A 25711-nucleotide genomic window follows, 5' to 3' on the forward strand; every position below is an offset into this window, starting at 1 on the left:
CCCGAGCGCAGCGCGCGGCTCAGCGCCCGGTCGAAGCCGAGATCCTTCCACAGCTCGTGCAGCGCAAAGACGTCGCCGTAGCTTTGCGCGGGTTCGTGGGTGAGGTGCGAGGCGGTGTTCTCCGCCCGGCCCAGGACGCGGTTGAGCCCACTGATCAGGGGATCCAGCTTCTCGGGCGTGAGATCCTCGATCCGCCCCAGGTTCGCGATCACGCGGTGGCGAACCTTTCCCGCATCATCACGATAGCCCTCGACCAGCTGCAGATAGCGTCGTCCGCCCGACCGGGTGATCTTCGTGTACATGCCGCAACGATATCACGGCAGAAAACTGCTTTCCATCGTGAAATACCGATGACGTGCCACAACACAACTTCGCTGAAATCACCCCCGGGCAAAGGCTAAGTTATTGATTACCCAGAGGCTAACGGTCCGGGTGCCCGAAAATCGGGGCCGGAAGTGTCGAACTCCGGAGGTATTCATCTGCAACATTGAGTACTGCAATCATTGGGGATGATGGTTTACTGTATCTCGACTCGCCTCAGATTCTATTTTCATATCTGAACTTTGTGTTGAGCAACTTTGACAAAAAAGATGGCTATCACTTTATTGCTGAAAAAAAATTGTTATGTCATCCAACTAAAACTCGACTAGCTATTGAAATGATGAATGCTGTTGCTCTGCCAAGTAGAGATATCCCCTTTGACGAAATTATCTCTTTTCGGACTGAAAGGCTTAAAGAGTTACGTAGGTTCTGGTTGCTCTGCAATGATTTAAATGAAAAAATAAATCCTGATACTGGTAATTTTCAGCAAACCATCCAATACTTCAAAGATACATTGGAGGACAATAATAACTTTGTTAAACAAAATTTCCCTTATCAGATGGTAAATTTTAGTATCCTTTTGACGCTTTCCGAGGCAGCAATCGCAGCAGTATTAGCTTACTTTGCTATTCCCAATGGATACAAGATACCTGTTGCGGCTATAGCCGGGGGAACGGTGGCCCTTCGGCAATTACGTGCACCAAACTTTAATGGGCTCACCATAAATAATCGATATACGTACTGTATATCGGTCTCAAATTTGTAACTATTTTGAGATCGATTTACTAATATACTGTATTTTATCAATAAATATAGTCGACTTTATTTATAATACGTTTGCAAAATTTTCTTCCTGTCGCGCCGACGTCAATAGGTGGTGGAGTATCAGCGCACCTACCGCGAGGCCGCCTTCCGCACAACGTCAGTCTCGCAGCTCAACCACCAGTCCCGCTGGGAGCTGGAGAGCACGCGCGACGCTGCGCCGAACCTGCCATCCCGCCGATAGCGGCCTGAGCGCCCGCTCCACGCTGCGCGGCGTCCTTTTCGGCGCAGGACCTGTCGGTCCGGGTCGCCCGCCGCCGGGCGTCTCTTCGCGCATGGCGGAGTCTCGCAGGCGGGTGGCGGCGCCCCCCGAAACGCGAAACGGCCCCGGCGTCGCCGCCGGGGCCGTCCGGGCAGTCATCCTCGCCCGAAGGCGGCGTCGCGCCGGCGCATGCGCCGGCGCGGCTCGTGTCAGGCGTTCTTGCGGCCGCGGGCGACGTAGCCCATGCCGGCCAGACCGGCCAGCAGCATCCACGCCGCGGCGGGCAGCGGCACCGGCGCCACTTCGATGGAGGCCAGCGAGTAGTCGGGGTTGCCGAGGTTGTCGTTGCTCGGCGCGGCGAAGAAGGTGATCGACGTCACCGGCGCCACGTTCGCGAGACCGACAACGAAGCCGGGCTGATTCGCCGACGGGGTCTGCAGCGCGGCGAACGAGATCATCGTCGACATGTCGTCGTTGAAGTAGATCTTGGCCGTCTCGAGGTCGGACCCGTCAGTGGCCAGGTAGAGGTCGAGGAACGAGAAGCCCTTGACGAAAACCGCGCTGGAGAAGCTGACGGTCGCGGTCTGCACCATCGACCCCTCGGTGGTGATCTCGTCGTCGGTGACGCCGAGGCCGTCGCTCACGCAGGCCAGCGCGCCGCCGAAACCGTCGCAGACGCCGGTCTTGGAGCGGTCATAGTCCTGGGTGAAGTTGATCGCGCCGCCGGTGGCGCTGATGCTCACGGTCGCCCCGAAAACGGAGGTCGTGCTCGCCGCCGAGTTCCACACCGAACGATCGGTGAAGTCGATCGTCGCCGCCGACGCCACGCCGGCCGCGAGAGTGATGGCCGCAGCCATCGTCACTGTCTTGATCCGCATGTCTTACCCATCCACAAATAACGCGAGCGGAACATCAGCCTCCGGTCGCAACCATCTCGTCGTGCAACCGCTTTGGACTTTCTGCGGGAAAGTTTCAAACGTATTTTAGGTAAACACGGCCAAGTAATTTTGCTCGGGGCTGTTAACCATAGCTGTTGATATCTCCGCGTGCCTAGCCACAAATCACGCGTCTGACGTATAACCGAAATGCAAAACGGCCCCGGCGTTTCCGCCGAGGCCGTCCGGATTCGCCGCCCCGCGAAGGGGCGCTGCGCCTCTTATCAGTCGGTCAGCTGCAGGTTCGCCGCCGATTCGCGGCCATCGCGGCCGCGCTCGAGGTCGAAGGTGACTTTCTGGCCGTCATTCAGAGAGTTGAGGCCCGCGCGCTCGACGGCGGAGATGTGGACGAAAACGTCCTTGGAGCCGCCATCGGGCTGGATGAAGCCGAAGCCTTTGGTGGCGTTGAACCATTTCACGGTGCCAGTGGCCATCGTGTGTCTTCCCTTACGTGTTTCCGCCCGCGAGAGTGCGGCGGCGTGAGCCTCAGTCAGAGCAAGATCGTGCGACTGAGATCCGGGTGAGGGAGACAGCGAAGCGACTTGAGCGATTGGACTGCTGTGGGATATGCGCGCAAAGGGCGCGAAATGCAAGCCTTGCGCGCGAGGCCGGCGGCCGTGCAACCCCGACGCGGCTTAGGCGCCGGCGCCCGCCTCAGCCGTGGACGCCTCCAGCCGCGCGCTCTCCCACGCCAGCATCGCCCGCTTGACGTCGAGCCCCCAGTGGTAGCCGCCGAGCGCGCCGGAGGCCCGCAGCGCCCGGTGGCACGGGATCAGCCAGCTGACCGGGTTGCGCCCCACCGCCGTGCCGACCGCGCGCACCGCCTTCGGCGCGCCGATGGCCCGCGCGATCTCGCCATAGGTCACCACATGGCCCGAGGGCACGGCCAGCAGCGCCTCCCACACCTTGATCTGGAACGGCGCGCCCAGCGGCGCCAACGCGACCTCGCCGCCGCCGAAGGCCGCCGCGACCCACCTCCCGAGTCGCTCCGGCGCCTCGACGAAATCCGCCGCCGGCCAGCGCCCCCGCATGTCCGCCAGCGCCGTCGCTCGCCCCGTCTCCGCCGCAAACGCCAGCCCGCAGAGCCCCCTGTCGGTTCCCATCGCCAGCGCCGGCCCGAAGGGACTGTCGAACCACCCGAAGGCGATCCGGAGCCCAGCCCCGCGCCGCGCATAATCCCCGGGACTCATCGCCTCCCACCGCACGAACAGGTCGTGCAGCCGCCCCGGCGAGGAGAGGCCCGTCTCCAGCGTCGCGTCCAGCACCGTGGCGCGCTCGGCGAGCAGGCGGCGGGCGTGGTCGAGGGTGAGGTATTGCAGGTAGCGCTTGGGGCTGACGCCCACCCAGGCGCTGAACACGCGCTGGAAATGGGTGGGCGAGAGGCCGATATGCGCCGCCACCGCCTCCAGCGAGGGCTGCGCGTCGGCGTGCTCGGCGATGTATCTGAGCGCCGCGCCCATCAGCTCGTACTGGAAGGCGTCAGCCTGCGGCTGGGCGGTCATCGGCTCGGCTCCGCGATATGTCGGTCTACCGAACCATCGCGCCCCCGGCGTCGCCCCGCCACCCGGTTCATGCGCCGCCCCCGCGAAGGGGCGGCGCGGGTTCATCTCAGGCCGCGGGCGCCATCGGCGGGGCCGCGACGGCGTCGGCCTCCCTGGAGAGCAGATGCACCCAGATCGCCGCGCCGATCGCCGCGCCGGCCAGCGGGGCCACCCAGAACAGCCAGAGCTGACCGAACGCCCCGGTCTCGGCGAAGAGCGCCGCGGCCGTGGAGCGCGCCGGGTTCACCGAGGTGTTGGTGACCGGGATCGAGATGAGGTGGATGAGCGTCAGGCCGAGCCCGATGGCGATCGGGGCGAAGCCAGCCGGCGCCTTCGGCGACGTCGCGCCGAGGATGATCATCAGGAAGGCCGCGGTCAGCACGACCTCGATGACGAGCGCCGCCGCCATCGAATAGCCGCCGGGCGACTGCGCGCCATAGCCGTTCGATGCGAAGCCGCCCGCGGTCCAGCCCGCCTGCCCCGACGCGACGAGATAGAGCACGAAGGCCGCGACCGCGCCCCCCGCCACCTGCGCCGCGACATAGGCGGGAACCTCGCTCCACGAGAAACGTCCGGCCACCGCGAGGCCGAGCGAGACGGCGGGGTTGAAGTGCCCGCCCGAAATGTGCCCCACGGCGTAGGCCATGGTCAGCACGGTGAGCCCGAAAGCCAGGGAAACCCCGACGAAACCTATGCCGAGTCCCGGAAAACCGGCGGCGAGCACGGCGCTCCCGCACCCGCCGAAAACCAGCCAGAAGGTGCCGAAGAACTCGGCGGAGAGTTTTGGAATCATGACGCATCGTCCCTGCATGCGTCCGACGCCTCCGGCGTCGTCAACGCGTCCCGCACAATGCCCGGGCGTCGCGCGCCACGGCTTCATGGCGTCGGCGCGTCGGGACGAGTGGTGTTTACCACGGCGGCGCCCAGTTGAAGGCGCATTGGCGCCTCGCGGCCGTGGGCAAGATGCCGCGGCGGGAACTAGGCGAAGGATGTCGGGCGCGGCGCCCGCAGGATGATCCAGCTCCCGTCAGCCGGGCGGCGCAGCGCCAGCCGGGCGGCATGGAGCATGAGCCGCGGGACGCCAGCGAGCGCTTCGGCGGGGGCGTAGAACTCGTCGCCGAGGATGGGCAGCCCGATCTCGGCCAGATGGACCCTCAGCTGGTGGCTGCGACCCGTGAAGGGCCTCAGCGCCATGAGGCTGGCGTCTGCGCGGCGCTCGACGACGCGCCATCGGGTGCGCGACGGGCGGCCCGTCTCGCCGCAGATCTTCTGCAGAGGGCGACGCTCCCAGTCGGCGGCGATCGGCAGGTCGACGACGCCGGAATCGGCGGCCGGCGCGCCGAGAACGCGGGCGAGATAGGTCTTTCGCGCGATGCGCCGCTCGAACTGGAGCCCGAGATGGCGCTGGGCGCGGCGGTTTCGGGCGAAGACGATCACGCCCGACGTCGCCATGTCGAGGCGGTGGACCAGCAGCGCCCCCGGCCATGCCGCCTTGACGCGCGTCTCGAGGCAGTCGGCGCGCTCGGGGTCGCGACCGGGAACGGTCAGCAGCCCGGCGGGCTTGTCGAAGGCCAGCAGGTCGGCGTCGGCGTGGAGCGGCTCGGGAAGGCCCGGCGGCGGCGAATAGACGAAGGTCTGAAGATGCATGAGCGGCACATCCGCCATCGGGCGCGCCGCCGTCAAGCCGCGACGACGCCGGGCGGGCGGCGCCCGGAAAGAAGCCGCCCGGAGGTTTCTCTCCGGGCGGCGCTCACTGTCCCAGTATGATTTCGGCTCAGGCCGAGATCACATCATGCCGTCCATGCCGCCCATGCCGCCCATGCCGCCGCCCATGCTCTGGCCCTTCGGCTCGGGCTTCTCGGCGACCATGGCTTCGGTGGTGATCAGCAGGCCGGCCACCGAGGCGGCGTCCTGCAGCGCGGTGCGCACGACCTTGGCGGGGTCGATGATGCCGGCCTTCATGAGGTCGCCGTAGACCTCCTTCTGGGCGTCGAAACCGAAGTTGCGGTCGGAGGACTCGCGCACCTTGCCGGCCACGACGGCGCCGTCGACGCCGGCGTTCTCGGCGATCTGGCGCAGGGGCTGCTCCAGCGCGCGACGCACGATGGCGACGCCAGCCTTCTGGTCCTCGTTGTCGCCGTGGAAGCCCTCGAGCACCTTGCCGGCATGGACGAGGCACACGCCGCCGCCCGGAACCACGCCTTCCTGCACCGCGGCGCGGGTGGCGTTCAGCGCGTCGTCGACGCGGTCCTTGCGCTCCTTCACCTCGACCTCGGTCGAGCCGCCGACGCGGATGACCGCGACGCCGCCCGCGAGCTTGGCCAGACGCTCCTGGAGCTTCTCACGGTCGTAGTCCGAGGTGGTCTCCTCGATCTGCGCCTTGATCTGGGCGACGCGCGCCTCGATCTCGGACTTCTCGCCATGGCCATCGACGATGGTGGTGTCGTCCTTCGTCAGACGGATCTTCTTGGCGGTGCCGAGCATGTCGAGGCCGACGTTCTCGAGCTTCATGCCGAGGTCGTCGGAGATCACCTGGCCGCCGGTCAGGATCGCGATGTCCTGCAGCATGGCCTTGCGGCGGTCGCCGAAGCCGGGGGCCTTCACGGCGGCGATCTTCAGGCCGCCGCGCAGCTTGTTGACGACGAGCGTGGCGAGCGCCTCGCCCTCGACGTCCTCGGCGATGATCAGGAGCGGTTTCTGGGTCTGGATGACGGCCTCGAGCAGCGGCACCATCGGCTGCAGCGACGACAGCTTCTTCTCGTGCAGGAGGATGTAGCAGTCCTCAAGCTCCGCCACCATCTTGTCGGCGTTGGTGATGAAGTAGGGCGAGAGGTAGCCGCGGTCGAACTGCATGCCCTCGACGGTCTCGAGCTCGAACTCCATCGACTTCGACTCTTCGACGGTGATGACGCCCTCGTTGCCGACGGTCTGCATCGCCTCGGCGATCTTGTCGCCGATGATCTTCTCGCCGTTGGCGGAGATCGCGCCGACCTGGGCGACCTCGTCGGAGCCCGACACGTCGCGCGCCATCGCCTTGATCTCGGCGACGACCTTGAGCACGGCGGCGTCGATGCCGCGCTTCAGGTCCATCGGGTTCATGCCGGCGGCGACCGCCTTCATGCCTTCGACCATGATCGACTGCGCCAGAACGGTCGCGGTCGTGGTGCCGTCGCCGGCCTCGTCGTTGGTCTTCGAGGCCACTTCGCGCACCATCTGGGCGCCCATGTTCTCGAACTTGTCGGAGAGTTCGATCTCCTTGGCGACCGACACGCCGTCCTTCGTGATGCGCGGCGCGCCGAAGGACTTGTCGAGCACCACGTTGCGGCCCTTCGGGCCGAGCGTCACGCGCACCGCGTTGGCGAGCGTGTTGACGCCCTTCATCATGCGGTCGCGGGCGTCGGAGGAGAACTTGACGTCTTTAGCAGCCATGTGAGCAGCTCCTTGGAAGGGGGAAAGGAAGGATTACGCGGCCTTCTGGGCCGCGGCGCCGCCCTCGACGATGCCGAGGATGTCGCTTTCCTTCATGATCAGCAGGTCTTCGCCGTCGATCTTCACTTCCGTGCCCGACCACTTGCCGAACAGGATGCGGTCGCCGGCCTTCACCGCCATGGGGATCAGCTCGCCGCTGTCCTTGCGCGCGCCCTCGCCCACGGAGATGACCTCGCCCTCCTGGGGCTTCTCCTTGGCGGTGTCGGGGATGATCAGGCCGCCGGCGGTCTTGGCGTCGCCCTCGATGCGCCGAACCAGCACACGGTCATGCAGAGGCTTGAAGTTCATGGGTTTGTCGCTCCCTTTAACGTAGCGCCACGAAGCCGGCGGCTGCGCCGCCGACCCTGTTAGCACTCACCCGAGGCGAGTGCCAACGCGCTGTGGAGATAGTCTGCGGCGCGGCGTCAGGTCAAGAGGCATGCGGCGGCGGCAAGCGGAGATTTTCGCATTTCGCGCGGCCTTCGCGCGGTCAGGCCCAGCGGTCAGGCCCAGCGGTCAGGCCCAGCGGTCAGGCCCAGACGGCTGCAAACAGGCTCGCCGCCGCGCCAAGCGTCAGCGGCAGCCGCAGTTGCGGCCACCAGGCCGGCGCGCCGCCCTCGGCGGTGAGCCGCAGGTCCATGACGTAGAGGATCAGCAGGCCGAGCCCAAGCATCTCCTTCTCGAAGGGCGGCGGCAGCATCAGCGCCACCCAGGCCCAGAGCGACGGCCCGACGGCCCAGGCCAGCGGCCCAAGCTCCGCCCCCCGCCCCAGACCCGCCGCCGCGAAGCCCCAGCGGCAGCCGCCCATGAAGGCGAGGATCGTAGCGCCGTAATAGGCGAGCGCCTTCAGCACCGTGTCGCTCCACGACGCCGGCCCGACCAGCGCCAGCGCCGCAAGCCCGACGAAGGGGATCAGCCCGGCCAGCCCGAGCAGCCGCGCCGCGTCGGGCACGTCGCCCATGAAGCCGCGACCGCCGGCCATCACGACGCCTCCGCGATGGCCGCGATCATCGCCCGGCTTGCGGGAAACGCCTCGCTCCGCGTTCCGGCGCACGCCTCGACGCCGTCGAGCGCGACGATGCGGCCCGCGAGGGCGCGGCTCGCGCAGCGGTGACGCAGGGCGGGCCGCCCTTCGTGAAGAATGTCCATCGCCTCTCCTTTCCGCGTGCTCGCCCAGCGGCGCCGGCCTGCTATGGATCGCCGCGCATTCGCCCTATCTGATGGCGCATGGAACAGGACCGCGCCACCCCGAACGACCCCGCCGCCGCCGCCGAAGTCTTCTATGACGGCGGCTGCCCGCTCTGCCGCGCCGAGATCGCCCAGTACCGCCGCATGCGCGGGGCCGAGACGATCGGCTGGCGCGACGTCTCGGCGGGCGAGGCGCCGGCCGAGATCACGCCGGAGCTGGCGCTGGCGCGCTTCCACGCGCGCCGCGGCGACGGCGAGTTGGTCTCCGGCTTCCGCGCCTTCCTCGCCGTATGGCGGGCCAATCCGCGCCTTGCGCCGGCGGCGCGCCTGCTCGACCGCGCGCCCTTCACCTGGGCCGGCGAGGCGGCGTACCGTCTGTTTCTGCGCGTGCGCCCGCTCTGGCGGCGTCAGGGGGCCGGGCGCGGCGGGATCGCATAGGTCACGACGGCGTGGGCCACCGGCCCGTCCGCGCGGCCATCCGACCAGATCGTGGCCTCGCCGACGCTCAGGGCGCGGCCCAGTCGCAGGATGCGCGCCTCGCAGACTAGGTCGGCCGACGGCGGCTTGGCGAGGAAGTTGATCGTCAGCGAGGTGGTGACGGTCAGCGCCTCGCGCCCGATCATCGCCAGCGTCGCGACGTAATAGGCGCAGTCGGCCAGCGTGAACATCGACGGGCCGGAGACGGTGCCGCCGGGGCGCAGGCGGCTCTCGTCGACCGGCATCCGCACCCGCGCCCTCATCGGTCCGACCGCCTCGATGATCATCTGGCCGCGCACCTGCGGAAACACCTCGTCGAGGAAGGCCGAGAGCTCCGCCACGTTCATCACCGGCTCACGCGCCATTTCCCGCCCTCCCGGCTTGCGTTACCCTCACGCCTAGACCGGCTCGGGGGAGGATGACCATGGCTGACGGCGCGACGCAGGAAGCGGTTCTGCTCAGGGAAGACGCGGGGCGCGTGGCGACGCTGACGCTCAACCGCCCCGCGGCGCTCAACGCGCTGTCGGAGGGGCTGCTCGCCGCGCTCCAGGCCGAGTTCGACGCGCTCTCGACCGACGATGCGGTGCGCGTCGTCGTCCTGCGCGGCGCCGGGCGCGCGTTCTGCGCCGGCCACGACCTGCGGGAGATGGAGAAGGGCCGCGCCGCGCCCGACCGGGGCCGCGCCTACTACAACGCGCTCTTCGCCCAGTGCGGCCGCATGATGACCTCGATCCGCCGGCTGCCGCAGCCGGTCATCGCGCAGGTCCACGGCATCGCCGCCGCCGCCGGCTGCCAGCTCGTCGCGTCGTGCGACATGGCGGTGGCGGCCGAGGACGCCCGCTTCGGCGTCAATGGCGTCAACATCGGGCTGTTCTGCTCCACGCCGATGGTGGCGCTCAGCCGCAACATTCCCGCCAAGCACGCCTTCGAGATGCTGACGACCGGCGAATTCCTCGGCGCGCCGCGCGCGCGCGAGGCCGGCCTTGTCAACCGCGTCGCCGCGCCCGAGGCGCTGGAGGCGGAGACGCGCGCGCTGGCCGAGACCGTCGCCGCCAAGCTCTCCAGCGCCGTCTCGGTCGGCAAGCGCGCCTTCTACGAGCAGATGGAGATGACGCTCGACGCCGCCTACGCCCACACCGGCCGCGTGATGGCGGAGAACATGATCCACCGCGACACCGCCGAAGGGGTCGCGGCCTTCATCGAGAAGCGCAAGCCGAACTGGTCCTGACCGCGCCCGGCCGCGCCGCGGGCCGGCGGCCGCGACGGGAGAGGCGTCCCGCCACGCCTCGTCAGCCGCCCGGCGGGGCGCGTCGGGCGTCATCCGCGCACGGACACCTCGTCCGGGTAGGCTGCGACGAAGCGCGCGCGCAGCACGACCGCAAAGGTCAGGAGCGCGCCGGCCTGATGGAAGATCGCATACTCCAGCGGGGCGGCGTTCATCACGGTGACGACGCCCCACGCCATCTGCGCCCAGATCGCCAGCGCGGCGAGCCCGGCCCAGCGGCGCGGCTTCGCGAAGAGGACCCAGACCAGCGGCAGGACCGCCAGCGCATAGCCCGCGACCCGATGATTGAACTGCGTCAGCGCCGCGCCCTCGATCAGGTTCCGCCAGACAGGCGACAGGTCGAACGCCTCCGGCGGCAGGATCGCGCCGTCCATCAGCGGCCAGTCGATGTAGCCGCGCCCGGCGTCGTTGCCCGCCACCAGCGCGCCCAGCACGATCTGCGCGAAGCACAGGGCCACCAGCGCTCCCGACCAGACCATCTGGCCCGACAGCCTGCGGCGCCGCGCCTGGAGCTGCGCCCATTCCGGCCGCATCAGCCGCCACGCCGGCCACAGCAGCAGCCCGAGTATGAGAAAGGCGAGCGACAGGTGCAGCGCCAGCCGGTAGGGCGCCACGGAGACGAGGGTGGAGCCCGCCTCGACGCCGCTCTGCACCATCCACATCCCCGCGACCGCCTGAACGCCGCCCAGCAGCCCCGGCGCGACGACCGGCCAGAGATAGCCCGAGGGCAGCATGCGCAAGGCCAGCAGCGCCCCCAGCCCGACCAGCCAGACCAGCCCGATCACGCGCCCGAACTGGCGATGGCCCCACTCCCACCAGTAGATCGGCTTGAAGTCCTCGACCGTCATCCACGCGTTCAGCGCGCGATACTGCTCGGTCGTCTGGTACTTGGCGAACTCCTCGGCCCAGTCGGCCTCGGTCAGCGGCGGTATCGCCTCCAGCACCGGATGCCAGCTCACCATCGACAGCCCGCTGTCGGTCAGCCGCGTCATGCCGCCTACCAGCACCATCGCGCAGACCAGCGCTGCAAGAACGAAGAGCCACAGCGCCGTCAGACGCCGACCCCGCGCCTTGCGCTTCTCCGCCGCGCCGGGAACCGGAGCGGCCTTCGCCGCGTCGGCGCGGCTGCCGCCGACTTCCTCGAAGATCGCGCGCGGTCTGGCGGCTTGGCGGGCCATGAGCATGCATCCACGATTGCTGAACGCTTCGGCAGATAGCCGCCGAGCCGCCGAGGGGCAAGCGCGCGCCCGCTGCGCCGCAGGCGGCGACGCCCGTCGACGCCGCGGCCGGAAGCGTCCGGCGCGCGGCGCGGCGGGGATCGGCCGTTTCGGCGCCGCAGGTCGCGCCCCGTCACCGCGTCGGATTGATCGCAATTGATTTCGCACCGCCATCCTGCCATGAGAGCCGGGCAGATCAGCAGAGGGAGCGCCGCATGTCCGGCCACGTCATCGCCCCGCCCGCCGTCGTCGCGGCGCCCATTCATGGCTCGGATGAGACCTTCCCGGTCCGCCGCGTCTACTGCATCGGGCGCAACTACGCCGCCCACGCGATCGAGATGGGTCACGATCCCGACCGCGAGCCGCCCTTCTTCTTCCAGAAGAACCCCGACAACCTCGATTTCACCGGCGAATTCCCCTACCCGGAGAAGACCTCCGACGTGCATCACGAGATCGAGCTGGTCGTGGCGCTGGGCAAGGGCGGCCGCAACATCCCGCTCGACAGGGCGATGGACTGCGTCTGGGGCTACGGCGTCGGCCTCGACATGACGCGCCGCGACCTGCAGGGCGAGGCCAAGAAGATGGGCCGGCCCTGGGAGGTCGGGAAGGCCTTCGAGCGCTCCGCCCCCATGGGCAGGCTCAAGCCCGCCAGCCAGATCGCCGACCCGACGAAAGGAAAGGTGATCCTCAAGGTCAACGGCGAGGTGAAGCAGGAGGGCGACCTCAACCAGCTGATCTGGAAGATCCCCGAGATGATCTCCTATCTCTCGGACTATTTCGAGCTGGCGCCGGGCGACGTGATCATGACCGGCACGCCCTCCGGCGTCGGGCCCGTCGTGAAGGGCGACGTGATGGAGGCCCATGTCGAGGGCGTCGACGACGTGACCGTGAAGGTCGTCTGAGCCCAGAGCCGCCCGCGCCGCTCATCGGCTGAGCGCGGGCAGCACCTTTTCGCGGACCGTGGCGATGTGGGCCCGCATCGCCGCGGCGGCGGCCGCGGCGTCGCGCCGGGCGATGGCGGCGACGATCGCCTCGTGCTGGGCGAAGCTGAAATGATCGGCCGGCGGGCGCTGCGTCTCGCGCCGCTGGGCCCAGACGATGGTGCGGCGCACGACGTTCAGCGTCTCGAACAGATGCATCAGCAGCTTGTTGCGCGCGGCCCCGGCGACCGCGTGATGAAACAGGTTGTCCCGCGCCTCGTAGCTGCGCCAGTCGCCCGCCTCGACGCAGCGGCGCGACCGGGCGCGCAGCTCCTCGATGTCGGCGGGGGTGGCGCGGACGGCGGCGATGCGGGCGAGTTCCGGCTCCAGCGCCAGCCGCGCCTCCATCACCTGCGCCGGGCTGACGAGCCCGCCCAGATAGGCCACGTCGTCCATGTTGAGCACCGGGCGGGCGCCGATGAAGGTGCCGCGCCCGACATGGCGCCAGATCAATCCCTCGCGCTCCAGCGCCGCGAGCGCCCGCCTCAACGGCGCCCGGCCCACGCCGAAGGCCGCCGCAAGGCTCCGCTCCGGCGGCAGGCGCTCGTTGTGGTCGAAGCCCTCCGCCGCGATGTAGTCGCGCAGCCGCTGCGCCAGCGCCGCCTCGGACGACTCAGCCATTTCCAACCAATTCCCTCATTGGTCCGTCGGAACTCCTGTAGCCCGCTGCGATTCGAGAGTAGCGTCGAGCCATAAACGGGCGCCGACCGGGCCACGACAATCGCGGCGACATCGCCGCCCCGGAAAACGCGCCGCGCGACAAGGCGCGGAAGCGCCCACGAGACTGCGCAAGGGGAGGACGACACGATGCGTCTGGCGTCGCTCGAAGCGGGGGGCCGCGCCACGCCCGCCGCGGTTCTGGAGAACGGCGATTATCTTCGGCTCGACCTCGCGGCCGCCGCGGCGGGGCTGAGCGGCGACGTCCGCGCCGCCTTCGAGGGCGAGGGGCTCGCGCCCCTCATCGCGGCCGGCCCGGCCGCGCTGGAGGCGGCCCGCGAGTTCGCCGCCGCCGCGGCGGACGCGGCCCGCGTGCCGGCGGCGTCGGCGCGGCTGCTGGCGCCCATCCCGCGCCCATCGAAGAACGTGTTCTGCGTCGGCCGCAACTATGCCGAACACATCGCCGAGGGCGAGCGCGCGCAGAACATCAAGGTCGGCGTCAGCGACAACCCGGTGTTCTTCACGAAGCCGCCCGCCACCGTCATCGGCCATGGCGCCCCCGCTCCGCATTTCGAGCACGTCACCCGGAAGCTCGATTATGAGGTCGAACTCGCCGTGATCATCGGCAGGGGCGGACGCGACATCCCGAAGGAGCGCGCGATGGAGCACGTCTTCGGCTACACCATCGCCAACGACCTCACCGCGCGCGACATCCAGCGCACCCATGGCGGCCAGTTCTTCAAGGGCAAGGCGCTCGACGGCTCCTGCCCGATGGGCCCGTGGATCGTGACCGCCGACGCGTTGCCGGACGCCGCCGCCACCGGCCTGCGACTCTGGGTCAACGGCGAGAAGCGGCAGGACGGAAACACCCGCGACATGATCTTCGACATGCCGACGCTGATCGCCTCGCTCTCGGCGGGGCTGACGCTGGAGCCGGGCGACATCATCGCCACCGGCACGCCCTCGGGCGTCGGCTACGCCATGGAGCCGCCGGTGTTTCTCAAGCACGGCGACGTCGTGGTGTGCGAGATCGACGGCATCGGCCGACTGGAGACGCCGATCCGGTCGAGCGGCGCGGCGATGGCCGCAGCCTGAAGAGCGGGGCCGCCCGCCGGCCCCGCCTGCGACAAGCCGGACTGCTACAAGTCCGACTGCGAGAAGAACGAAACATAAAAATGGGGAAACGTCATGTGGACTAGAGGACTGAAGGCCGCCGCCTTCGGCGTCGCCGCGCTGTCGGCCGGCGCACTCGCGGCGCAGGATCTGACGCAGGTCACCTTCGTGCAGCCGAGCCCGTCGGCGATCAACTCGTTCCCGGTGTTCGTCGCCATCGGCGAGGGCTACTTCGCGGACGAGGGGCTCGAGGTCAGGGTCGAGTCGATCAACGGCTCCGGCGCGGTGCTGCAGGCGCTCGCCGCCGGCCAGGCGGAGTTCGGCCGTCCCGGCCCGGGCCCGGTGCTCGCGGCCCGGTCGCGCGGCGTCGACGCCGTCTTCATCTACAACGTCGCGGCGCGCACCAATTTCGGCATCGTCGTCGAGGAGGGCAGCGACTTCCAGACGCCGGCCGACCTCAAGGGAACGGTCGTCGGCACCGGCACCGCCGACGGCGCCGAAGTCGGCTTCGCGCGCAACGTGCTGAGCGGCTCGGGGCTGACCGAGGGCGAGGACTTCACCTTCCTGACGGTCGGCGACGGCGGCCCGGCGACGGCGGCCTTCTCGCGCGGCGACATCTCCGCCTACGCCGCCTCCACCGCCGACGCGGCGATCCTGAACCAGCGCGGCGTGAAGGTGCGCGACATCACGCCGTCGGAGTTCGCCCGCTTCTTCGGCAACGGCCTCGCCACCATGGGCGAGACGATCCGAGAGCGGCCCGAGCTTGTCGAGGCCTTCGGCCGCGCCTTCGCCCGCGGCCACGCCTTCGCGCTCGACGACGCCAACCGCGAGACGGTGCTGGCCCACCTCAAGGCCGGCAACCCGCAGGAGGGCGAGGACGCCGACTTCGCCTCGGCGCTGTTCACCGCCGTCCGGTCCAAGACCTTCCCGATCGATCCGTCCCAGGGCCTCGGCTACCAGCCGCCGGAGGTGTGGGAGGAGTGGCAGGCCGCGCAGGTCGCCAACGGCGAGATGGCCGCGCCGCTCGACGACCTCTCCGCCGCCTTCACCAACGCGTTCGTCCCGGCGTGGAACGCGGGGATCAACTGATGAGCGCCGCCGCAGCCGTCACGCCGCTCCGCGGGCCGCAGGGAGAGCCCGTCTACGAGCTCTCCCGCGTCGGCAAGACATACGCCCGCGGCCATGTCACCGCGCTGGAGGACGTCTCGCTCACCCTACGCAAGGGCGGCTTCTACGCGGTGATCGGGTCGAGCGGCTGCGGCAAGTCCACGTTGCTCAAGATCATGGCGGGGCTCACCCCGCCGTCGAAGGGGCGCGTGACGCTCCAGGGGCGGCCCGTTCTCGGGCCGCGCCGCGACATCGGGATGATGTTCCAGCAGGCGACGCTCTTTCCCTGGCGGACCACGATCCAGAACGTCCTCCTGCCGATCGAGATCCGCGACGGGCCGGCGGCCGCGCGCAAGGCCGAGCCGCGGGCGCGGGAGCTGCTGGAGACCGTCGGCCTCAAGGGCTTCGAGAGCGTCTATCCCGGCCAGCTCTCCGGCGGCATGGCGCAGCGCGCCTCGATCTGCCGCATGCTGATCACCGAACCGGCGGTTCTGCTGCTCGACGAGCCGTTCAGCGCGCTCGACGAACTGGCGCGGGACTTCATGAACATGGAGCTTCAGCGCATCTGCATGGCGCGCGAGGCCACCGCCTTCCTCGTCACCCACTCCATCGCCGAGGCGGTGATCCTTTCGGACATGGTGCTGGTGATGAAGCCGCGGCCGGGGCGCGTCGCCGAACTCGTGCCCATCGACCTGCCGCGACCGCGGACGCTGGACATGGTCACCACGCCGCAGTTCGGCGCGCTGGTCGAGCGCATCCGCGGCCGACTGGACAAGGAGGCGTTCCTGTGAGCGACGTCCGCGCAAACGAAGCCGCCGGCTACGACGGCGGCGACACGGTCTGGACCGAGAAGACCTCGTGGCTCGACAGCGTCCCCCGCTCCGTCTCGATGCTCTTCGTCGCCGCCGTGTTCATCGGCGTGTGGGAGCTGGTGACGAGCCTCGGCCTCGTCTCGCCGATCATCCTGCCGACGCCGATGGAGACGTTCCGCGACATCCTCTTCGTCGGCGAGAACCTGATCTCGGGCGGCTACATGCTGCAGGCGCTCTGGATCACGCTGCTGGAGGTCGTCTACGGCTTCGCGCTCGCCATCGCCATCGGCTTCAGCCTCGGCGTGCTGGTGGGCGAGACGAGCTTCGGCGAGAAGGCGGTGATGCCTTATCTCGTCGCCATCGACACCATGCCGAAGGTCGCCTTCGCACCGCTGTTCGTGGCGTGGCTCGGCTTCGACATCGAGAGCAAGGTGGCGCTGGCCGCCTTCATCGCGACCTTCCCGATCATCGTCGGCACCGCCGCCGGGCTGCACGCCGCCGACCACAACGCGCGGATGCTGTTCAAGACGATGGGCGCGAGCCGCTGGCAGACGCTGGTCAAGCTGAAGTTGCCGACCGGCCTGCCGCAGATCTTCACCGGCCTCAAGATCGGCTCGGTGGGCGTCATGGCCGGGGCGATCACCGGCGAGTTCCTCGGCGGCGGCAAGGGGTTCGGCGAGCTGATCCGCGTCGCCGCCTCGCAGCTCAACACGCCGCGGGTGTTCTCGCTGATCATCTATCTCAGCGTCGTGGGCCTGGCGCTGTTCATGCTGGTCGCCTGGGCGCAGCGGCGCGTGGTGTTCTGGCGCAAGGAGCAGGTGGGCGCCGCGACCGAACACTGAGGCGCGGCGCTTGCTTCGGCGGCGGCCGCCAGCTAGCCGTCGATGACAGCCGTTCCAGCCCTGGGCGCCCCGATGGCCACAGAGACCGCCGCGCTCGTCCACCTCCGCGCCTTCATCGCCGATCGCGGGTTCGGCCCCGGCGACCGGCTGCCGCCCGAGCGCAGCCTCTGCGCAGAGCTCGGCGTCGGCCGGGCCGACCTGCGACGCGCGCTGGAGGCGATGGAGCGCGAGGGCGCGCTCTGGCGCCATGTCGGCAAGGGCACGTTCCTTTCCGACCGCGACGCCGCCGCGGACGACATGAGCGCGCTGGCCAAGCGCCTCAGCCCCGCCGACATCGCCCGCGCCCGCTTCGCGCTCGAGCCCGCCATCGCGCGCGAGGCGGCGCTCCATGCGACCGCGGAGGACATCGCCGGCCTGCGCGCCACCGCGATGCGCGCCCGCAAGGCCGCCACCTGGCGCGAATACGAGGCGCTCGACACGCAGTTCCACCGCGAAGTCGCCGAAGCCGCGGGCTCGCTCGCGCTGCTCGCGCTCGCGGACCAGCTCACGACCCTGCGCCGCGCCGTCGCCTGGGGCCGCCGCGACCGGCTCGGCGCGAGGCCGCCGGCCGACCACCCGAGCTTTCAGGAGCATGACCTCATCGTGGCGGCCATCGCCTCGCGCGAGCCGGACGGCGCGCAGGACGCGATGCGCGCGCATCTGCGCACGGTCGCCGACAAGCTTTTCGCGGGGTGATCGGATGACTGGAGCGGATGCGACGGAAGGTCGGGCGGCAGGGCTGGAGGCAGGGCGGGCGCCTGGGACGCGCGTGGTCATGTGGTCGGGGCCGCGGAACCTCTCGACCGCGATGATGCGCAGCTTCGGCCAGCGCGCCGGCTGCACGGTGGTCGACGAGCCCTTCTACGGCGCCTATCTCGCGGCGTCCGAGGCGGACCACCCGATGCGCGCCGAAATCCTCGCCTCGATGGAGACCGACCCGGCGCGCGTCGCCGCCGCCTGCGCCGCGCCGCCGCCCGCGGGGACGCTGCGCTACGAGAAGCACATGACGCATCACATGCCGCCGGGCTTTCCGCTTGACTGGCTCGACGGCGCCCGCGTCGCCTTTCTCATCCGCGACCCCGGCGAGGTCGCCGCCAGCTACGCCGCCAAGCGCGAGACCTGCCGCCGCGAGGACATCGGCGCCGACGCGCAGGCCGCGCTCTACGACCGGTGCGCGGCGCGCTACGGCCCGGCCCCGGTGGTCGACGCCGCCGACATCCGCCGCGCCCCGGAAGCGATGCTGCGCGCGCTCTGCTCCGCGCTGGGGCTCGCCTTCGAGCCGGCGATGCTGTCATGGCAGCCGGGCCGGCGCGACAGCGACGGCGTGTGGGCGGCGCACTGGTACGGCGCGGTGGAGCGGTCGACGGGCTTCGCGCCGCCGGTCGGAACCGCCCCCGCCCTGCCCAACGCGCTCGCGGCGGTCGCCGACGCGGCGCGCCCGGCCTATGACCGGCTCGCCGCGCTGAAGCTGACCGCCTGAGCGGCGGGCGCGCGCCGCGTCAGATCTCCTGCATCGCCTCCAGCGATTCCGGCAGGATCTGGCCGCCGTCCACCACCAGCGTCTGGCCGGTGACGTATCCCGCCTCGTCGGAGGCGAAGAACAGCGCGGCGTGGCCGATGTCCTCCACCGCGCCCAGCCGCTTCAGCGGAATCGAGGCGGCCATGGTCGCGAGATAGTCCGCGCCCAGCCCCTCCAGCCCCTCCGTCACGATGTTGCCCGGCATCACCGCGTTGATCGTCACGCCGTAGCGCGACAGTTCCATCGCGGCGGTGCGCAGGAAGCCGAGCTGGCCGGCCTTCGACGCGCCATAATGCGCCCAGCCCGGATAGCCCGTCACCGGCCCGGTGATCGAGGACGTCAGCACAACGCGGCCTTTTCCGGCCTTCTCGAAGACGGGAATGCAGGCCTTCACGCAGAGGAAGGCGCTGCGCAGATTGGTGGCCATCACGCCGTCCCACTCGGCGGGGTCCATCTCGACGATCTTCTTCTGGGGAAAGACGCCGGCGTTGGCGCACAGGACGTCGACGCCGCCATGGGCCGAGACCGTCCCGGCCACCATGGCCTGAACGCTGTCCCAGTCCCCGACGTCGCACAGGCTGGCGCGCGCCTCGCCGCCGGCGGCGACGATCTCCGCCACGGCGGCCTCGGCCGCCTCCGCCCCCCGCGCCGCGATCGTCACGCGCGCGCCCCTGGCGGCGAAGACCTTCGCGATGCCCCGACCGATGCCTTTCGAGCCGCCGGTCACGATCACGCTGCGGCCTGCGATGGATGTGAGCATGGAGCGTCCCTCTCTCCCGTTGTCCCGCCTCACCGCGATGCTTTCGCCGTCGCGGCCGGCGCGCAAGCGTGAAAATCTTGCATCGCCGCTTTCGGGCGCCTAGCGTTCGATCCATGTTAGGGCTCTACGATGACGAGATGATCACCCGTCTCCAGCGCGGCGCCGCGGAGGCCGCCGCGGCGTGGGGGTTCGATCAGGGCGCCGAGGTGCGCCTTCTCACCGTCTCGGAGAACGCGACGTTCCATGTCGCGGGAGCGGACGGCGCTCAGGCCGTGCTGCGCGTGCACCGGCCCGGCTACCACACCGAGGCGGAGATCCGCTCCGAACTCGAATGGATCGAGGCGCTGCGCGCCGAGGGCGCCGTCGCGGCCCCGGCGCCGCTTCGCACCGCCGGCGGCGAGCGGCTGGCCTTCTTCGGCGAGGGCGAGGACCGGCGCGCCGTCGCCGCCTTCGCCTTCGCTGCGGGGGTCGAGCCCGAGCCCGGCGACCGCCTCGGCGCCGCCTTCCACGGGCTCGGCGCGACCACCGCGCGGCTGCACGCCCATGCGCGGCGTTGGGCGCCGCCGCCGGGCTTCGTGCGCAAGACATGGGACTTCGACGCGATGCTCGGCGCGCGCAGACTCTGGGGCGACTGGCGCGCGGCCGAAGGGCTCGACGCGGCGGGGCTGGCGCTGCTGGAGCGCTGCGCGGAGACGCTGCGCGACCGGCTCGCGGCCTACGGGCGAGGCTCCGACCGCTTCGGACTGGTCCACGCCGACCTGCGCCTCGCGAACCTGCTGGTGGACGGCGACGCGATCACCGTCATCGACTTCGACGACTGCGGCTTCTCCTGGTTCGTCTACGACTTCGCCGCCGCGGTCAGCTTCATCGAGACCGAGCCCTACGTCCCGGCGCTGGCGGAGGCCTGGGTGGACGGATACCGCGCCGTTGCGGAGCTGCCGGACGCCGACGCCGCCGCCATACCGATGTTCGTGACGCTGCGACGGATGCTGCTGACGGCCTGGCTCGCGAGCCATGCCGAGACCCCCACGGCGCAGGAGCTCGGCCGCGGCTTCGTCGCGGGCACGCTCGCCATCGCCGACGACTGGCTGAGCCGGGCATGACCGGCGGAGCCGCGCCGCCGGCGCGCGACATCCTCGCCATGAACGTCTTCGACGCGGCCGCCCGCCCCGACGAGCCGGCCCTGCTGGCGCGACGCCGGCGCAACTTCGGCGCGGCCTCGGTGCTGTTCTTCGAGGCGCCGCTGGAGGTCATGCGCGGCGAAGGCGCGTGGATGATCGCGGTCGACGGCCGCCGCTATCTCGACTGCTACAACAACGTGCTGTCGCTGGGGCACTGCCACCCCGCCGTCGCGGAGGCCGTGGCGCGCCAGTCCGCGGCGCTGACGGTCAACTCGCGATACCTCACCGAAGGCGTCGAGCGCTATCTGGAGGCGCTGAAGGCGACGCTGCCGCCGGCGCTCTCGAACGCCGTGCTGGTGTGCTCCGGCAGCGAGGCGAACGACCTGGCGCTGCGGGTGGCCGCAAGCGCCACCGGCGCGCGCGGCGTGATCGTCACGGAAGCCGCCTATCACGGCAACACCAGCGCCGTGGCCGACATCTCGCCCTCGTCCTGGCGGCGCGCGCGCGCGCCGGCCCATGTGCGCATCGTCCCCGCGCCGTCGCCCGCGGCCTTCGGGGAGGACGTCGCCGGCGGCTTCGCCGCCGCCGTCGCCGAGGCCGCCGCGTCGCTGCACGGAGCCGGATTCGGGCTGTCGGCGCTGATCGCCGACACGATCTTCTCCAGCGACGGCGTCCATTCCGGGCCGGCGGGCTTCCTCGCCGAGGCCGCGGCGGCGGCGCACGCGGCGGGGGGCCTTTTCATCGCCGACGAGGTGCAGCCGGGCTTCGCGCGCACGGGCGAGGCGTTCTGGGGTTTTGCGCGCCACGGCGTCGAGCCCGACATCGTCACCATGGGCAAGCCGATGGGCAACGGCTTTCCCATGGCCGGCATGGCGACGCGGCCCGACCTGCTGGCGCGCTACTGCGAGGAGTTCGGCTTCTTCAGCACCTTCGGCGCCAACCCGGTCGCGGCGGCGGCCGGGCTCGCCGTGCTCGACACGATCGCTTTGGAGGGCCTTCAGGCGCGGGCGGAGGCGCAGGGCCGCCGGCTGCGCGCCCGCTTCACGGAGATCGCCGCCGTGGACGGCCGGCTCGTCGCGGTGCGCGGCGCGGGCCTCTTCTTCGGGCTGGAGCTGGCGGATGCGGGCCTCGCGCGGCGCGTGATCAACGGGATGCGCGAACGCGGCGTGCTGATCGGCGCGGCGGGGCGCACCGGCGAGACGCTCAAGGCGCGACCGCCGCTGACGCTGACGGACGCGGAGGGCGACCTCTTCGCCGGCGCGCTGGAAGCCGCGCTCGCGGCCGCCTGAGCGCCGCGCCAGCGCCCCTGCGGGGCGTCAGCGGGCCAGCGACCCGCCGCGCGGGGCGGCGCGGCGTCAGCGCGTGGCCGCCGCCCCGCGCTTGCGGCAGATCAGCAGGCTGCTGTTGGACCAGCCCGCCAGGAACGGCGCCCAGCCCAGCGCCCGCGTCAGGGCGATCTCGAGCGGCTTGAACGGGCTCCATTCGAAAAAGCCGCCGCGCAGCGCGTGGAACAGGCGGCCGTAACCGTTGTCCTCGCGGTAGTTCCGGCTCAGCATCGGCAGGTAGCACAGCCAGGAGAGATAGCCGACGCCGCGCACCTTCTCGACGCGCATGGCGCGCTCGACGATGGCGCGCCACTCCGCGAGGGTGAAGCGCACCTGGTGCTCGGGGTAGTGCAGGTGCGCCAGCTTCAGCCGGTCGAGCCGGTAGAGCTGCGGCGCGATCACCAGCACCACGCCATGGGGCGGGATCACCGCGTCGCAGGCGCGCATCACGGCCTCGATGTCCTGCGTTCTGCCCGGCAGATGCTCCAGCACGTCGAGCAGCATGATGACGTCCGGCGTCCAGGGCAGTTCGTCGCGACGGCGGTCGAGCTCGCGCACGTCCATCACGATGTCGGGCGAGAACTGGTCCTCGTAGTCCACGCCGCAGTACTCGAAGTTCAGCCTGTTGAGTTCGAGATAGTGGCGCGAGATCGACGTCGAGCAGCCGAGGTCGAGCACCCGCGGCGGGCGGCCGAGCAGCTTCTCCAGCCGGCGGATCTCGCGCGCCACCACGGCGAACTTCACGGTGCCGTAGAGGTTCGGCTTCTGGCCGGCGAGGCGCGCGACGAGGTAGGGCGAGTGGGCCGCGCCCTCGAAGCCGCGCTCCTCGATGGGCGCAGGCGCCGCATGGGGAGCGACGTCGCGAAAGGCGGGCGGCAGGTCGCTGGCGAGGGACATGGCGTTTATCCTTTGCGTTTGGATGACGGGGCGGCGGCGGCTCGCCGCCGAGGTCAGGGGGCCGTCAGGGGCGCGTCGCGCATCTCCAGCCAGAGCCGGGCGCAGAGGGCCTCCTGCTCGGGCTGGATGCGGTGGACGCCGGGCCTGAAGGCGCCGGTGGCGATTGCGGCCTGCAGCACGATCAGCTCGCCGAGGATCGTCTCCACGATCTCGTCCGCGACGCTGCCCGAGCCGGGCAGGAAGTTGGCGGGGAAGCCGTCGTTCACGAGCAGGACGCGGCGCGACGCGGCGCCGGAGCCGCGCGGCGGCAGCCGCCGGGCGACGACGCCGGCGCAGGCGGGCGCGGCGGGATGCGCCGCAAGGTGCGCGACGTCGATCTCGATCTGGCGCGAACTGGCGCTGGCGACGAGCGCCCCGTCGGGCAGGGCGTCCAGATGGGCGGCCGTGACGGAAAGCCTGCCGGTCGCGCCGACCAGCAGCTCGGTCTCGGCGAGGCGGCGCGGGGCCGCGGCGGCCTCGAAGCCGGCCAGCCGCGCCTTGACGAGCTTGATCGGGTCGGTGTCGACAAGCTCCACCACCATGTCGAGCCGGCGCAGCGCCCGCGCCACGCCCGAACCGATCCAGCCTGCGCCCATCACCGTCGCCCGACGCCCCGCCAGGGAATGGCCGAGCGTCCGCGCCACGCCGTCGAGGCAGCGCGCCACCGTCTCCCCGCAGCGCACCGCCTCCAGCCGCTTCAGCTCGCTGTCGGCGCAGTGCAGCACCGGGAAGGCCAGCGGCAGGGCGGCGGCGCGCCAGACCCCCTGCTTGGTGATCTCCACCACGCCGCGCACGAGATGGAGCCGGTCGGCGAAATAGGCGTGCAGGATCGGCGCCGCGAAGCCGCCGACGTCCTGCACGATCAGTTTCTGGCCGTGCTCCTCGCAGCGCGCCAGCGCGCGGGCGATCTCCTGCGCGACGACGGCCTCCAGCTCGGGCAGGTCCGCAGGCAGGCGCAGGCGGTCGCCGAAGCGGGCGCCCCAGGCCTCGGCGACGCCGGGTCGATTCGAGGAATAGGGCACGCCGATGACGGCGTCGAAGGGCGCAACGGGCTCGAGCGCGTCCAGCATCCGCCGGGTGTCGTCGAACAGATGCGCGATCATGATCCGGCGATGGCCGTCGTCGGCCGCGCAGCGCAGTTCGGCGACCAGGCGCGCGAGGTAGCCGCCCATCCCGGCGGCTTCCGGCCGCCTGGTCGGCGCCCGGCCGGCGGCGTCGCCGCTTTCGGCCAGATCCGCCTCGGAGCCGGGCTCCAGCAGTTCCTCATCGACTGAGTACTTCTCGATCATGGCGACCTCACAGATCAGAGCGGCGCCGAAATCAGTACTGGCAACTTCCAGGAACACCAATTTGTTTTACCTTATAATACATTTTAAATATTACTTTATATTTATTTTAAACAAAGACGATTTGTATTTTGAATGTATAGTTGAAATTACGGCCACACCGGCGAAAATCAAACCCGAACTGGACCGAGATGCGCCTTCACAATCGCTGGTTGCGCATTCGCGAAAAGCTTCCCTTAAAGCTTGTGGAAGCAGAATACCGGGCATGAACGCCATTCGATCAGCGCCGAATCTACGCGCCTGCGAGCCTCCCGCGGCGGCCGAGTTCGACCTCGGCGCGCTCGTCGACGGGTTGTCGACTGCGCTCTGGCTCTACGACTTCGACGCCTGCCGCATCGTCTGGGCCAATCGCAGCGCGCTGCGGCTCTGGGACGCCGCGAGCCTCGACGCGCTGCGCAGCCGCGACCTCATGCAGGAGATGTCGATCGGCGTTCGCAACCGCCTCGCCCAGCACCGCGAGGACTTCGAGCTCGACGCCGCGCGCCGCATCGAGGAGACGTGGACACTCTACCCGTCCGGCGCGCCCTTCCGCGTCACGGCGATCCTGCGGCGCTGCGATCTGGGCGACGGTCGCGCCGGGATGCTCGTCGAGGCCAACCCCGACGACGGCAAGACGCCGTCGACGGTGCGCAGCGCCGACGCCCTGCTGCGGACGCCGGTGCTCACCGCGCTGTTCGACGCCAACGGCCGAGAACTCTACGCGAATCCGTCCTTTCGGGCCGCCTTCGGGCCGGGCCGCCGCCGCTGCGAGGACATCCTGCGCGACCACGGCGACTGGGCGCCCTTCGCGGAAGGGCTGGCCGCGTTCGGCGAGCACCGCGCCACCGTCCGCGTCGCGACGGTCGCGGGGCTGCGCTGGCTCGACGTCCACGCCTCGGGCTGCAACGACGCCGTCACCGGCGACGGCGCCTTCCTCCTGAGCGCGCTCGACGTCACCGGCGCGCGGCGCCAGCAGCAGCGGCTGAAGGAGGCGCTGGACGCAGCGGAGGCCGCGAACGAGGCGAAGTCGCGCTTTCTGGCCACCATGAGCCACGAGATGCGCACGCCGCTCAACGGCGTCCTAGGCATGGCGAGCGTGCTTGAGCACGGCACGCTCGACCGCGCGCAGGCCCGGTCGGTCGAGACGATCCGACGCTCGGGCGTCCAGCTGCTGGAGATCGTCGAGGACATGCTCGACATCGTGGCGCTCGACAACCGCGCGGTGGAGATCACGCCGACGAGCTTCAGCCCCCAGGCGCTGATCGGCGCCGCCATCGAGGGCGCGCGCCGGCGCGCGGAGGCCAAGGCGCTCCGGCTGGAGTGCGACGCGGCGGCCCTGCGGACGTTGCGCTTCGTCCACGACGCCTCGCGCATCAGGCAGGTGCTGGGACACCTGATCGACAACGCCGTCAAGTTCACGCCGAGCGGCTGCGTCACGGTCTCCGTCGAGCCGCTGGACGGGGACTTTTCGAGAGGGCTTCGCTTCGAGGTCGCCGATGAGGGCGTCGGTGTGCCGCCGGGCGAGGAGAGGGCGATCTTCGAGCGTTTCCACCAGGTGGACGGCACGATCACGCGCCGTCAGGGCGGCGCCGGGCTGGGGCTCGCGATCTGCCGCGAGATGGTCGCGCTCTGGGCAGGCGAGATCGGCGTGACGGCGCGCGAGCCGCAGGGCTCGACCTTCTGGTTCACCGTCCCGGCGCTGGACGCGACCGGCTGAGC

General features: G+C 70.2%; 28 protein-coding genes and 1 pseudogene. 13 read left to right on the forward strand and 16 right to left on the reverse strand.

Annotated features, from left to right (window positions below; translation table 11 throughout):
• Positions 1 to 302 (reverse strand): annotated as a pseudogene (locus BLW43_RS18990) (IS1634 family transposase); the annotation flags it as partial.
• A gap of 266 nt (positions 303 to 568) precedes the next feature.
• On the opposite strand from BLW43_RS18990, the gene BLW43_RS23115 reads away from it, so the two are divergent.
• A complete protein-coding gene (locus tag BLW43_RS23115) occupies positions 569 to 1087 on the forward strand; it encodes a hypothetical protein (protein WP_139284146.1) in 519 nt (172 codons plus the stop codon).
• Between the two features lie 467 nt (positions 1088 to 1554).
• Here BLW43_RS23115 and BLW43_RS18995 read toward each other — a convergent pair whose 3' ends face one another.
• The 9 genes from BLW43_RS18995 to BLW43_RS23735 all read right to left on the reverse strand — a co-directional run bounded on the left by BLW43_RS18995 (position 1555) and on the right by BLW43_RS23735 (position 8438).
• Positions 1555 to 2223 (reverse strand): VPLPA-CTERM sorting domain-containing protein, encoded by a 669-nt coding sequence (locus BLW43_RS18995; RefSeq protein WP_093255871.1) that lies wholly within the window; start codon positions 2221 to 2223, stop codon positions 1555 to 1557.
• A gap of 281 nt (positions 2224 to 2504) precedes the next feature.
• Positions 2505 to 2714, reverse strand: coding sequence for a cold-shock protein (locus tag BLW43_RS19000; RefSeq protein WP_093255872.1), 210 nt, complete (start codon positions 2712 to 2714; stop codon positions 2505 to 2507).
• A gap of 201 nt (positions 2715 to 2915) precedes the next feature.
• A complete protein-coding gene (locus BLW43_RS19005) occupies positions 2916 to 3782 on the reverse strand; it encodes a methylated-DNA--[protein]-cysteine S-methyltransferase (RefSeq protein ID WP_093255874.1) in 867 nt (288 codons plus the stop codon).
• 106 nt (positions 3783 to 3888) lie between these two features.
• The gene (gene aqpZ, locus BLW43_RS19010) at positions 3889 to 4614 is read right to left on the reverse strand and encodes an aquaporin Z (RefSeq protein ID WP_093255876.1); all 726 of its coding nucleotides are present in this window, start codon (positions 4612 to 4614) and stop codon (positions 3889 to 3891) included.
• 185 nt (positions 4615 to 4799) lie between these two features.
• Positions 4800 to 5468: an RluA family pseudouridine synthase gene (locus BLW43_RS19015; RefSeq protein WP_093255938.1), complete on the reverse strand. Its 669-nt coding sequence runs from the start codon at positions 5466 to 5468 to the stop codon at positions 4800 to 4802.
• A gap of 138 nt (positions 5469 to 5606) precedes the next feature.
• Complete coding sequence (groL, locus tag BLW43_RS19020; RefSeq protein WP_093255877.1) at positions 5607 to 7250, reverse strand: chaperonin GroEL; 1644 nt, start codon at positions 7248 to 7250, stop codon at positions 5607 to 5609.
• Positions 7251 to 7283: 33 nt separating this feature from the next.
• A complete protein-coding gene (gene groES / locus BLW43_RS19025; RefSeq protein WP_093255879.1) occupies positions 7284 to 7598 on the reverse strand; it encodes a co-chaperone GroES in 315 nt (104 codons plus the stop codon).
• A gap of 220 nt (positions 7599 to 7818) precedes the next feature.
• Positions 7819 to 8271, reverse strand: a complete 453-nt coding sequence (locus BLW43_RS19030; protein ID WP_093255880.1) for a DUF3429 domain-containing protein — start codon at positions 8269 to 8271, stop codon at positions 7819 to 7821.
• A complete protein-coding gene (locus tag BLW43_RS23735) occupies positions 8271 to 8438 on the reverse strand; it encodes a hypothetical protein (protein ID WP_175479004.1) in 168 nt (55 codons plus the stop codon). Before BLW43_RS23735 ends, BLW43_RS19030 begins: the two co-directional genes overlap by 1 nt.
• A 78-nt stretch (positions 8439 to 8516) precedes the next feature.
• Here BLW43_RS23735 and BLW43_RS19035 point away from each other — a divergent pair, with 78 nt between their 5' ends.
• A complete protein-coding gene (locus tag BLW43_RS19035; RefSeq protein WP_093255882.1) occupies positions 8517 to 8915 on the forward strand; it encodes a thiol-disulfide oxidoreductase DCC family protein in 399 nt (132 codons plus the stop codon).
• Here the strand turns inward: BLW43_RS19035 and BLW43_RS19040 are convergent.
• The gene (locus tag BLW43_RS19040; RefSeq protein WP_093255884.1) at positions 8885 to 9319 is read right to left on the reverse strand and encodes a PaaI family thioesterase; all 435 of its coding nucleotides are present in this window, start codon (positions 9317 to 9319) and stop codon (positions 8885 to 8887) included. The two genes, BLW43_RS19035 and BLW43_RS19040, sit on opposite strands and share 31 nt — an antisense overlap.
• Before the next feature lie 59 nt (positions 9320 to 9378).
• Here BLW43_RS19040 and BLW43_RS19045 point away from each other — a divergent pair, with 59 nt between their 5' ends.
• The gene (locus BLW43_RS19045; protein ID WP_093255886.1) at positions 9379 to 10182 is read left to right on the forward strand and encodes an enoyl-CoA hydratase; all 804 of its coding nucleotides are present in this window, start codon (positions 9379 to 9381) and stop codon (positions 10180 to 10182) included.
• An 89-nt stretch (positions 10183 to 10271) separates the two neighbouring features.
• Here the strand turns inward: BLW43_RS19045 and BLW43_RS19050 are convergent, their stop codons facing one another.
• Positions 10272 to 11417 (reverse strand): COX15/CtaA family protein, encoded by a 1146-nt coding sequence (locus BLW43_RS19050; RefSeq protein WP_093255888.1) that lies wholly within the window; start codon positions 11415 to 11417, stop codon positions 10272 to 10274.
• Between the two features lie 254 nt (positions 11418 to 11671).
• On the opposite strand from BLW43_RS19050, the gene BLW43_RS19055 reads away from it, so the two are divergent.
• Complete coding sequence (locus BLW43_RS19055) at positions 11672 to 12358, forward strand: fumarylacetoacetate hydrolase family protein (RefSeq protein ID WP_093255890.1); 687 nt, start codon at positions 11672 to 11674, stop codon at positions 12356 to 12358.
• 21 nt (positions 12359 to 12379) lie between these two features.
• Here the strand turns inward: BLW43_RS19055 and BLW43_RS19060 are convergent, their stop codons facing one another.
• Positions 12380 to 13057 carry a FadR/GntR family transcriptional regulator gene (locus BLW43_RS19060; protein ID WP_093255892.1) on the reverse strand — a complete coding sequence of 226 codons (678 nt, stop codon included), beginning with the start codon at positions 13055 to 13057 and terminating at the stop codon, positions 12380 to 12382.
• A 186-nt stretch (positions 13058 to 13243) separates the two neighbouring features.
• Between BLW43_RS19060 and BLW43_RS19065 the strand changes: the two genes are divergently transcribed.
• From BLW43_RS19065 to BLW43_RS19090, 6 genes are all read left to right on the forward strand, one after another.
• Positions 13244 to 14188 (forward strand): fumarylacetoacetate hydrolase family protein, encoded by a 945-nt coding sequence (locus tag BLW43_RS19065; RefSeq protein WP_093255894.1) that lies wholly within the window; start codon positions 13244 to 13246, stop codon positions 14186 to 14188.
• 93 nt (positions 14189 to 14281) lie between these two features.
• On the forward strand, positions 14282 to 15295 hold the full coding sequence (locus tag BLW43_RS19070; protein ID WP_093255896.1) for an ABC transporter substrate-binding protein: 1014 nt from the start codon (positions 14282 to 14284) through the stop codon (positions 15293 to 15295).
• Complete coding sequence (locus BLW43_RS19075; RefSeq protein ID WP_093255897.1) at positions 15295 to 16104, forward strand: ABC transporter ATP-binding protein; 810 nt, start codon at positions 15295 to 15297, stop codon at positions 16102 to 16104. The genes BLW43_RS19070 and BLW43_RS19075 overlap by 1 nt, the downstream gene beginning before the upstream one ends.
• Positions 16101 to 16967, forward strand: a complete 867-nt coding sequence (locus tag BLW43_RS19080; protein ID WP_245731132.1) for an ABC transporter permease — start codon at positions 16101 to 16103, stop codon at positions 16965 to 16967. The genes BLW43_RS19075 and BLW43_RS19080 overlap by 4 nt, the downstream gene beginning before the upstream one ends.
• Positions 16968 to 17039: 72 nt before the next feature.
• Entirely contained in the window at positions 17040 to 17702 is a 663-nt protein-coding gene (locus BLW43_RS19085; RefSeq protein WP_093255898.1) for a FadR/GntR family transcriptional regulator, read from the forward strand.
• 79 nt (positions 17703 to 17781) lie between these two features.
• A complete protein-coding gene (locus tag BLW43_RS19090) occupies positions 17782 to 18486 on the forward strand; it encodes a sulfotransferase-like domain-containing protein (protein WP_093255900.1) in 705 nt (234 codons plus the stop codon).
• Positions 18487 to 18505: 19 nt separating this feature from the next.
• Here BLW43_RS19090 and fabG read toward each other — a convergent pair whose 3' ends face one another.
• Positions 18506 to 19285: a 3-oxoacyl-ACP reductase FabG gene (fabG, locus tag BLW43_RS19095; protein ID WP_093255902.1), complete on the reverse strand. Its 780-nt coding sequence runs from the start codon at positions 19283 to 19285 to the stop codon at positions 18506 to 18508.
• Positions 19286 to 19422: 137 nt separating this feature from the next.
• Between fabG and BLW43_RS19100 the strand changes: the two genes are divergently transcribed.
• Entirely contained in the window at positions 19423 to 20388 is a 966-nt protein-coding gene (locus tag BLW43_RS19100; RefSeq protein WP_245731133.1) for a phosphotransferase enzyme family protein, read from the forward strand.
• Positions 20389 to 20426: 38 nt separating this feature from the next.
• Positions 20427 to 21695, forward strand: a complete 1269-nt coding sequence (locus BLW43_RS19105; protein ID WP_093255942.1) for an aspartate aminotransferase family protein — start codon at positions 20427 to 20429, stop codon at positions 21693 to 21695.
• Between the two features lie 66 nt (positions 21696 to 21761).
• On the opposite strand, the gene BLW43_RS19110 is transcribed toward BLW43_RS19105, so the two are convergent.
• Together BLW43_RS19110 and BLW43_RS19115 are read right to left on the reverse strand one after the other, a co-directional pair.
• Positions 21762 to 22628 (reverse strand): class I SAM-dependent methyltransferase, encoded by an 867-nt coding sequence (locus BLW43_RS19110; protein WP_093255906.1) that lies wholly within the window; start codon positions 22626 to 22628, stop codon positions 21762 to 21764.
• Between the two features lie 53 nt (positions 22629 to 22681).
• Positions 22682 to 24013, reverse strand: coding sequence for a Rossmann-fold NAD(P)-binding domain-containing protein (locus tag BLW43_RS19115; protein WP_175479005.1), 1332 nt, complete (start codon positions 24011 to 24013; stop codon positions 22682 to 22684).
• A gap of 205 nt (positions 24014 to 24218) precedes the next feature.
• Here BLW43_RS19115 and BLW43_RS19120 point away from each other — a divergent pair, with 205 nt between their 5' ends.
• A complete protein-coding gene (locus tag BLW43_RS19120; protein WP_175479006.1) occupies positions 24219 to 25709 on the forward strand; it encodes a PAS domain-containing sensor histidine kinase in 1491 nt (496 codons plus the stop codon).
• Positions 25710 to 25711 lie beyond the last annotated feature (2 nt).

The organism is Rubrimonas cliftonensis (genome assembly GCF_900107585.1).
In the GTDB taxonomy this organism is placed as follows: Bacteria; Pseudomonadota; Alphaproteobacteria; order Rhodobacterales; family Rhodobacteraceae; genus Rubrimonas; species Rubrimonas cliftonensis.

What these genes read in the sequence shown, in the direction of transcription:
- BLW43_RS19015 (WP_093255938.1), bottom strand. Translation starts at nt 5,468, where the DNA reads ATGCATCTTCAGACCTTCGTCTATTCGCCGCCGCCGGGCCTTCCCGAG.
- BLW43_RS19030 (WP_093255880.1), bottom strand. Translation starts at nt 8,271, where the DNA reads ATGGCCGGCGGTCGCGGCTTCATGGGCGACGTGCCCGACGCGGCGCGG.
- BLW43_RS19050 (WP_093255888.1), bottom strand. Translation starts at nt 11,417, where the DNA reads ATGGCCCGCCAAGCCGCCAGACCGCGCGCGATCTTCGAGGAAGTCGGC.
- BLW43_RS19065 (WP_093255894.1), top strand. Translation starts at nt 13,244, where the DNA reads ATGCGTCTGGCGTCGCTCGAAGCGGGGGGCCGCGCCACGCCCGCCGCG.
- BLW43_RS19070 (WP_093255896.1), top strand. Translation starts at nt 14,282, where the DNA reads ATGTGGACTAGAGGACTGAAGGCCGCCGCCTTCGGCGTCGCCGCGCTG.
- groL (WP_093255877.1), bottom strand. Translation starts at nt 7,250, where the DNA reads ATGGCTGCTAAAGACGTCAAGTTCTCCTCCGACGCCCGCGACCGCATG.
- BLW43_RS19045 (WP_093255886.1), top strand. Translation starts at nt 9,379, where the DNA reads ATGGCTGACGGCGCGACGCAGGAAGCGGTTCTGCTCAGGGAAGACGCG.
- BLW43_RS19090 (WP_093255900.1), top strand. Translation starts at nt 17,782, where the DNA reads ATGTGGTCGGGGCCGCGGAACCTCTCGACCGCGATGATGCGCAGCTTC.
- BLW43_RS18995 (WP_093255871.1), bottom strand. Translation starts at nt 2,223, where the DNA reads ATGCGGATCAAGACAGTGACGATGGCTGCGGCCATCACTCTCGCGGCC.
- BLW43_RS23735 (WP_175479004.1), bottom strand. Translation starts at nt 8,438, where the DNA reads ATGGACATTCTTCACGAAGGGCGGCCCGCCCTGCGTCACCGCTGCGCG.
- BLW43_RS19085 (WP_093255898.1), top strand. Translation starts at nt 17,040, where the DNA reads ATGGCCACAGAGACCGCCGCGCTCGTCCACCTCCGCGCCTTCATCGCC.
- BLW43_RS19035 (WP_093255882.1), top strand. Translation starts at nt 8,517, where the DNA reads ATGGAACAGGACCGCGCCACCCCGAACGACCCCGCCGCCGCCGCCGAA.
- BLW43_RS19040 (WP_093255884.1), bottom strand. Translation starts at nt 9,319, where the DNA reads ATGGCGCGTGAGCCGGTGATGAACGTGGCGGAGCTCTCGGCCTTCCTC.
- BLW43_RS19060 (WP_093255892.1), bottom strand. Translation starts at nt 13,057, where the DNA reads ATGGCTGAGTCGTCCGAGGCGGCGCTGGCGCAGCGGCTGCGCGACTAC.
- BLW43_RS19075 (WP_093255897.1), top strand. Translation starts at nt 15,295, where the DNA reads ATGAGCGCCGCCGCAGCCGTCACGCCGCTCCGCGGGCCGCAGGGAGAG.
- groES (WP_093255879.1), bottom strand. Translation starts at nt 7,598, where the DNA reads ATGAACTTCAAGCCTCTGCATGACCGTGTGCTGGTTCGGCGCATCGAG.
- BLW43_RS19100 (WP_245731133.1), top strand. Translation starts at nt 19,423, where the DNA reads ATGATCACCCGTCTCCAGCGCGGCGCCGCGGAGGCCGCCGCGGCGTGG.
- BLW43_RS19005 (WP_093255874.1), bottom strand. Translation starts at nt 3,782, where the DNA reads ATGACCGCCCAGCCGCAGGCTGACGCCTTCCAGTACGAGCTGATGGGC.
- BLW43_RS19105 (WP_093255942.1), top strand. Translation starts at nt 20,427, where the DNA reads ATGAACGTCTTCGACGCGGCCGCCCGCCCCGACGAGCCGGCCCTGCTG.
- BLW43_RS19110 (WP_093255906.1), bottom strand. Translation starts at nt 22,628, where the DNA reads ATGTCCCTCGCCAGCGACCTGCCGCCCGCCTTTCGCGACGTCGCTCCC.
- BLW43_RS19055 (WP_093255890.1), top strand. Translation starts at nt 11,672, where the DNA reads ATGTCCGGCCACGTCATCGCCCCGCCCGCCGTCGTCGCGGCGCCCATT.
- BLW43_RS19000 (WP_093255872.1), bottom strand. Translation starts at nt 2,714, where the DNA reads ATGGCCACTGGCACCGTGAAATGGTTCAACGCCACCAAAGGCTTCGGC.
- aqpZ (WP_093255876.1), bottom strand. Translation starts at nt 4,614, where the DNA reads ATGATTCCAAAACTCTCCGCCGAGTTCTTCGGCACCTTCTGGCTGGTT.
- fabG (WP_093255902.1), bottom strand. Translation starts at nt 19,285, where the DNA reads ATGCTCACATCCATCGCAGGCCGCAGCGTGATCGTGACCGGCGGCTCG.
- BLW43_RS19120 (WP_175479006.1), top strand. Translation starts at nt 24,219, where the DNA reads ATGAACGCCATTCGATCAGCGCCGAATCTACGCGCCTGCGAGCCTCCC.